Below are 7,272 nucleotides of genomic sequence, written 5' to 3'. Positions count from 1 at the left end.
ACCACACCACCCTCGAACACCCGCGCCGCGCCCTGCGTCAGGCTGACCAGCCCCGACGCGATCGCCGCGAGCTGGTCCGCCCGGTCCGGCGGGAAACCCGCCGAGGCGGCCAGCGGCAGACCGTCGGACGAGACGACCACCGCGTGCGCGACCCCGGGAACGGTGTTGACGAAGTCCGTGATCAGCCAGTCGACACCGCGCGCCCCATGACTGAAGTCGTTCATGCGCCCTCCTCCCTGTTGTCAGCGGGCCCGGTGCCGGATGAGTAGGTCTTGCCTTCGCTGATGTCGTCACGCGCGGCCCGGAAGCCCTGCTGGAAGCTGGACAGCCGGCTGCGCACCCGCTCCGGGGAGACCGCCGGCATCGGGGCCACCGCCTTGGGTGCCGACGCCGAGTCGGCCGAGCCGGGCACCAGGTTCGCCTTGGGCACCCGCTTGGGCAGACCGGACGCGGTCGCCCCGTCACGCACCGGCTCCACCACCGCCTCGGCGGCGCTCCACCCGGCGTCGGCCTTCGAGGTGCCCCAGCTCGCGCCGGCCTCCCCGTGGTCGAACCAGGCCGACTCGACCGAGGCGAAGATCGGCAGGAACTCGTCGCCCGCGGAGGCGGGCTTGACCGCCGGCATGGGGCCGGTGGCCGCGGCCTCCGTCTCGGGGAAGTCGTACCTGGGGCGTGGGGAGACGTTCGTCTCGCCCCGGTCGGCGAAGCTCCAGGTGCTCTGCTGCTCTCCGCTGCTCCAGCTCTGCGGCTGGTGGTCGCCGCTGTTCCAGCTCTGCGGCTGGTCGGCGGTGGGGCGCTTGGGCAGCCCGCCGCCGGTTCCGTCGCTCGGCCAGGAGCCGCCGGTGTTGCGGGCGGGGACCCAGACGTCAGAGGTGTCGTACCCGGCGCCCATGCCTGTGCCCTGGGGCGCGCCGGCGCTCGTGGCGCGCGGCTCGGAGGGCCAGCCGCCGACGTCGGAGGGCCACTGCGGCATGGAGGACACGGCGGGCCAGGAGCCGCCGGAGTCGCCGGGGCCGGAGGGGTAGTTGCCCGACGAGTACGACGGGTGGCCGGGCCCCGGCTGGTAGCCGCCCGCGGGCCACTGCGCCATGGGCGGGGCCGCGGGGGTGGGAGCGGGGGCGGCCGAGGCGTACGCCTCCTCGCGGGCACTCCCGGCGGCGCCGGCACCGGGGTAGGCCGGGGGCTGGTTGCCGAGCAGCGACTCGGGGATCAGGACCATGGCGGTCAGGCCGCCGCCGCCGTGCGGGCGGAGCTGGACGCGGATGCCGTGGCGGTGGGCCAGGCGGGCGACCACGAACAGGCCCATGCGGCGGGAGACGGAGACGTCCACGGTGGGGGCGTCCACGAGCCGCTCGTTGGCCTGGACGAGCTCGTCCTGGGTCATGCCGATGCCGGAGTCGGTGACGGAGAGCATGACGCCGCCGCCGTCGATGCGGCTGCCGGAGACGGTGACGCGGGTCTCGCGCGGGGAGAACGACAGGGCGTTCTCGACCAGCTCGGCCAGCAGGTGGATGACGTCGTTGACGGCCTGACCGGCGACGGAGACGCCGTCGGGGACCTGGAGGACGACCCGCTCGTAGTTCTCCACCTCCGACAGCGAGGCGCGGGCCACATCCACCAGCTTGACCGGCTGACTCCAGCGGCGCGGCGGGTCCTGCCCCGCCAGCACCAGCAGGTTCTCACTGTTACGCCGCATACGAGTGGCCAGATGATCCAGCTTGAACAGGTTCGCCAACCGGCTCTCGTCCTGCTCACCCTGCTCCAGACCATCGATCAACGTGATCTGCCGCTCCACCAACGTCTGACTACGCCGCGACAGGTTCACGAACATCGCATTCACATTGCTCCGCAGCCGCGACTCCTCACCCGCCAGCCGCACCGCCTCACGATGCACCTCATCGAACGCCCGCGCCACTTCACCGATCTCGTCGCTGGAGGAGACCGCGATCGGCGGCACGCGGATCGCCTTCGCGTCGACCTCGCCGTCCCGCAGGTTGCGGACGAGCTCGGGCAGCGTCCGGCTGGCGACCTTGAGCGCGTCCCCGCGCAGGCGCCGGAGCGGCCGGACGAGCGAACGGGCCATGATGGAGGTCATCGCGAGGACCATGAGCAGCAGCACGGCGACGATGCCGATGTTGAGTCCGGCCAGCTGCTTCTCGCCGCCCTGGATGTCGGCGCTTCGCGTGGCGATCTGCTCGGCCAGCGACTTCTGCACCGCGTGGAGCCGGTCGATGGTCTCCGTCATGGAGTCGAACCAGCGGTTGACGTCGCTCGCCGTCGCGGGGTCCAGCCGGCGCAGGGACACGCCGGTGCTGTGGAGCAGCACCGCCCTGCTCGCGTACAGCTCGCCTCGGCCGATCTTCTGGCTGGCGACCGTGTTGTCGTAGAACTGGCGCTGGGCCGGCGTGGCCACGGCGCGGAAGGCGGAGCGCTCGCTGAAGCGCCGGGAGCGGGCGTCGAGGAAGGCGTTGAACTCCGTCTCCAGGAAGGAGCCTCTGACGAGGGCGATGGTCAGCAGACCCCGCTGCTGGGACGCCTCCTCCTCCGCGCGCGCGACAGCGCGCACGGCCGCGCTCGCCGCGATGAGCTGCTCGTCCGTCGAGCCGTTGCTCAGCTCGTCGAACAGTTGCAGCATCTCGGCGATGGTCTCCGAGTACTTCTCCATGGTGGGAAGCGGCGGGAGCTGCGACTTGGTCACGGTCTGGCGCAGGGAGGCAAGCTGACCGAGCCGGGTGCGGGTGTTCGCCAGCGTCCTCCTGCCCAGCTCCGACAGCGACGGCTCGGCCGCCGTGGCGACCGGGAAGACGCGTTTCACGCTGGCGTCGACGACCAGTTGCTGGCGCCTGAACTGGTCGCCCTCCTGTGACCTGCGGCCCGAGGCGACGTAGCGCGCCGCCATGTCCCGTTCGAGCGCGAGATCGCGCGACAGCTCCCCGAGCTGGGACATCAGAGCGCCCACGTCGCTGTAGCGCTGGTACTGCTCGGCGCTGCTAATCGACCCAGTGACCCGCAGGGCGCCGAAGAGCACGGCGACGATGGTCGGGACGGCGATCAGCGCGATGAGGCGGGTGCGGACACGCCAGTTGCGCAGGGCGAACGCGCTGCCCGGGTTCGGCAGCTCCGCCGGCACGTCATCGGCCACGGACGGTCCCGGGACGTCAGGATCCCTACGACCGGGCTCGGTCGTTGTCGTCGTCACTGGTGGCAACCTCTCGCCATGGGCCTGCTTGGGGATGAGCGGCATCGTCACGCCAACGAGATGATCGCAGGCTAGTTCGCCCCAATTTGAGCACAAACCTCAGTGATGAGCCAACGCATCAGGCTTTCCATCGTTCCAACGGCGACTCTGCGTGTCCGGCTACCGGACTAGGAACCCACGGCAGGGATATACCGGATTTATCAGCATATTGCGCACAAATCTGACATATAGCGGATATCACCATATAGGGGGTATAGCGCTTCAGCTCTGATCTTCTCTCCGGTACGCTTCACGCCCGGCATCCAAAGGTGCCCATCTCCAGAAGCTTCCCCTGGTAGGAGAACCCCCCATGAGACGCATACTGCGCTGTCACGCCGTCGCCCTGGGCGTAGCAGCCGCACTTACCCTTGCCGGTTGCAGTGGGGCCAGTGATGCCCCCACCACGGCCTCCGGTGGCAAGGGGTTAGAGAAGACCACGATCAAGGTCGGGGCCCTGCCCATTCCGGACGTCGCGCCGCTGCACATCGCCATTGCCAAGGGATACTTCAAGGACGAGGGCCTCACGGTCGAGCCGGTGGTCATCACCGGTGGCGCGGCGGCGATTCCGCAGATCAAGAGCGGCGCCTTGGACATCTCGCAGGGCAACTACGTCTCGACCTTCCTCGCGACCAGCAAGGGCGAGAAGGTCAAGATGATCGCCGACATGTACCAGGCTGGTCCGAACACCTTCAACATCATGGTCCCCAAGGACTCGCCGATCAAGACGGTGGCGGACCTCAAGAACAAGACGGTCCTGGTCAACAATCTCCAGAACGTCGCCCAGCTGGCCGTGACGACGCAGTTGAAGGTGGCCGGCCTCAGCGAGACCGACGTCAAGTTCGCAGCGAAGCCGTTCCCGGAGATGGCCAACGCCGTCACCTCCGGGCAGGCCGACGCCGCCTGGCTGACCGAGCCGTTCATCACCGCCACCCAGACCCAGCTCGGCTTCCGCAAGCTCGCCGACACGATGACGGGCCAGATGGAGGACTTCCCCATCGCCGGCTGGATGGCCACCGACGAGTGGACGCAGAAGAACCCGAAGACCATGGCGGCCTTCCAGCGGGCGGTCGCCAAGGCGACGGCGCTCGCCTCCAGTGACCGCAAGGAAGTGGAGAAGGTGCTGCCGACCTACACGAAGATCGACGCCCAGACGGCGTCCGTCATCACGCTGGGCAGCTACCCGAGCGAGCTGAACGAGAACCGGCTGCAGAAGGTCTCCGACCTGATGCTCGAGTACAAGTACCTGGAGAGCCCGGTCGCCGCCAAGTCGATCATCGTGACGGCTGCCAGCGGATGATCGGAGCACGGCTGCTCCGCGGTCTCGCCGGCGCCGCGGGGTTCCTCGTCGCCGGCGAGCTGGTCATCCGTTTCGCCCTGAGCAGTGACCTGGTCTTCCCCCCGCCCTCGGTGGTGCTGTACGAGGCGGCGCGCCTGCTCGCCGATCCCGGCTTCCTCGCGGGGGCGGTCACGACCCTCCGGAACTGGCTGCTCGGTCTGCTGATCGCCGTCGTGGTGGCCGTCCCGCTGGGAGTGCTGCTGGGCGCCCTCTCCCCCGTGGAGCGAGCGGTGCGGCCGCTGCTGGAGTTCATGCGCCCGATCCCCTCGGTCGCCATCATCCCCCTGGCGATCCTGCTGATCCCGCTGGACATGGCGATGAAGATCTCCGTCATCGTCTACGCGTCCGTCTGGCCCATCCTCATCAACACCCTGTACGGCATGCACGACGTGGACCCGGTGGCCAAGGACTCGCTGCGCAGTTTCGGGTTCGGGCCGCTGGCCGTGCTGCGCCGGGTCAGCCTCCCCAGCGCCGCGCCCTTCGTGGCGACCGGTGTCCGGATCGCCGCCGGGGTCGCGCTCATCCTGGCCATCAGCGCCGAGCTGCTGGCCGGAGGCACCGGCGGGATGGGGGTCTTCGTGATCCAGGCGGGAACCGGGAACAGGATGGATCTCATGCTGGCGGCGACGTTCTGGGCCGGCGCCCTGGGACTGACCGCGAACATGATGCTGATGGCCGCGGAGCGCCGGCTGTTCCACTGGCACCGGATGCGGACGGGGGCGCGAGAGTCGTGAAGGTACTGTCCAGGCTCTGGTTCGTCCCCGCCGTGATCGTCGTGTGGGAGATCGTCACGCGGGTCGCCGGGGACACCGACTTCCCGCCGCCCTCGGTGATCGTGCTGCGCATGCGGGAGATGTGGTTCTCCGGGCCCGCCTCCCGGCTGTTCCTCACCGATGACGCGATCGCCAACATCCTGCCGAGCCTGCAACGCATGTTCGGCGGCTGGCTCCTCGCCGCCGTGATCGGCATCGCGGTGGGGGTGGTCCTCGGGCGCTCGCGCGTGGCGGCCGACTACGTCGACCCGCTCTTCGAGTTCGGCCGCGCCATCCCGCCACCCTTGCTGCTGCCGCTCTTCCTCGCGCTGTTCCACGCCGGTCTGCAGATGCACCTGGCCACGATCGTGTTCGGTGTGATCTGGCCGGTGCTGCTCAACTCCATCGACGGAGCCCGCGCCGTGGACCGGACCTACACCGAGACGGGCGTGGTCTTCGGCCTGTCGCGGGCCCAGCGCCTGCGGGTGATCGTCATTCCGGCCGCGTCCCCCAAGATCTTCGCGGGGCTGCGCCTCAGCCTGTCGCTGGCGCTCATCCTCATGGTCATCTCGGAGCTCTTCGGCAGCACCGACGGCATCGGCTACCAGCTGCTGCAGGCCCAGTACGGCTTCGACACCCCGGGCGTCTGGGCGACGATCGCCCTCCTCGGGCTCCTGGGCTACCTCGTGAACACGCTGTTCGTGCTCGTGGAGCACCGTGTGCTGATCTGGCACCGGCAGGCCGGCAGAACCAGATGAACGCCGGCACCTGCGAACCCCACTCATAGAAGGCAAAGAACACATGCCCCATTCGGACGATCTCCTCTGGGACGCGGTATCCGGCCTGTCCCGTTTCGCGGCTCTGTTGACCATGGCGGAGCTGGGTGTGGCCGACCACCTGGCACACGGGCCGGTCACGACCGAAGAGCTGGCCGAGCGTTGCGGGGCCGATCCCCACGCGCTGCGCCGGGTCCTGCGTGAGCTGGCCGGCATGGGCCTGATCCGCGAGGCCGGGGCGGACGGTCACGACCTGACCGAGCGGGGAGCCGCCCTCCGCTCGGACGCCCCGGACTCGATCCGTTCCTCCATCCGCATGCTCGGCGAGGAGGGCTTCTGGTACGCCATGGGCAATCTGCCGACGACGGTCCGCACCGGCAGGTCGGCGTTCGCCGCCCAGTACGGCCACCTGTACGAGCATCTGGCCGCCCGTCCGGAGACGAGCCGGCTGTTCGACGACTACATGCGGGCCAGAGCCGTCACCTTCACCGAAGGCCTGGCCAAGCGGTACGACTTCTCGCGGGCCGGCACCATGGTGGACATCGCCGGGGGCAAGGGGCACATCCTCGCCACGGTCCTTCAGGCCAACCCGGGGATGCGGGGTGTCCTGTTCGACCTCGAACACGTCGCCGAGAGCGCCCGGGAGTGGCTGGGCGGCGAGGGCCTGGCCGGCCGGTGCGACGTCGTGGCGGGAGACTTCTTCGCCGAGGTACCGGCCGGCGGGGACGTGTACCTGCTGGCCAGTGTCCTGCACAACTGGGGCGACGACGACGCGGTCAGGATCCTGCGCAACGTCCGCCGGGCGATGGCCCCCACCGGCCGCGTGCTGCTCCTCGAAGTGGTCCTGCCCGACGACGAGGCCCCGCACCTCGGCAAGGATCTCGACATGCGGATGCTGGCCATCTTCGACGGCGCCGTCGAGCGCAGCCGCCAGGAGTACGCGGCGCTGCTGGACCAGGCCGGCCTGAAGCTCGCGGACGTGGTCGAGCTGGGCGCGGGCGCCTCGCTCATCGAGGCGGTGCCGAGCTGACGAGCGTCTGCTAGTTGCTCCAGCCCGGCACGGCCATGCGCACGCTGAGCGCGTGTTCGACGAGGTTGATCAGCGCGCTCTTGACCGAGTCCTTGGAGCGCGCGTCCAGACGCACCAGCGGGATGTGCGGCGCCAGCGTC

General features: G+C 69.6%; 6 protein-coding genes. 4 read left to right on the top strand and 2 right to left on the bottom strand.

Annotated features, from left to right (window positions below; all coding sequences use genetic code 11):
* Together AB0H64_RS44805 and AB0H64_RS44800 are read right to left on the bottom strand one after the other, a co-directional pair.
* The coding region (locus AB0H64_RS44805; protein ID WP_357638034.1) for a roadblock/LC7 domain-containing protein at positions 1-224 on the bottom strand (224 nt) is incomplete at its 3' end.
* Entirely contained in the window at positions 221-3,142 is a 2,922-nt protein-coding gene (locus AB0H64_RS44800) for a nitrate- and nitrite sensing domain-containing protein (protein ID WP_357638031.1), read from the bottom strand. The genes AB0H64_RS44805 and AB0H64_RS44800, both read right to left, overlap by 4 nt.
* A 406-nt stretch (positions 3,143-3,548) precedes the next feature.
* Between AB0H64_RS44800 and AB0H64_RS44795 the strand changes: the two genes are divergently transcribed.
* The 4 genes from AB0H64_RS44795 to AB0H64_RS44780 are packed head-to-tail and all read left to right on the top strand — an operon-like array spanning position 3,549 to position 7,132.
* On the top strand, positions 3,549-4,535 hold the full coding sequence (locus AB0H64_RS44795) for an ABC transporter substrate-binding protein (RefSeq protein WP_357638029.1): 987 nt from the start codon (positions 3,549-3,551) through the stop codon (positions 4,533-4,535).
* Positions 4,532-5,308 (top strand): ABC transporter permease, encoded by a 777-nt coding sequence (locus AB0H64_RS44790; protein ID WP_357638027.1) that lies wholly within the window; start codon positions 4,532-4,534, stop codon positions 5,306-5,308. Before AB0H64_RS44795 ends, AB0H64_RS44790 begins: the two co-directional genes overlap by 4 nt.
* A complete protein-coding gene (locus AB0H64_RS44785) occupies positions 5,305-6,084 on the top strand; it encodes an ABC transporter permease (RefSeq protein WP_357638024.1) in 780 nt (259 codons plus the stop codon). Before AB0H64_RS44790 ends, AB0H64_RS44785 begins: the two co-directional genes overlap by 4 nt.
* Positions 6,085-6,127: 43 nt before the next feature.
* The gene (locus AB0H64_RS44780) at positions 6,128-7,132 is read left to right on the top strand and encodes a methyltransferase (RefSeq protein WP_357638022.1); all 1,005 of its coding nucleotides are present in this window, start codon (positions 6,128-6,130) and stop codon (positions 7,130-7,132) included.
* The last annotated feature ends 140 nt before the right edge of the window (positions 7,133-7,272 follow it).

Source organism: Nonomuraea sp. NPDC050733 (genome assembly GCF_040654215.1).
GTDB lineage: Bacteria > Actinomycetota > Actinomycetes > Streptosporangiales > Streptosporangiaceae > Nonomuraea.
Note: the sequence above shows the minus strand (reverse complement) of the source record. Positions and strands in the feature narration are given on the sequence as shown.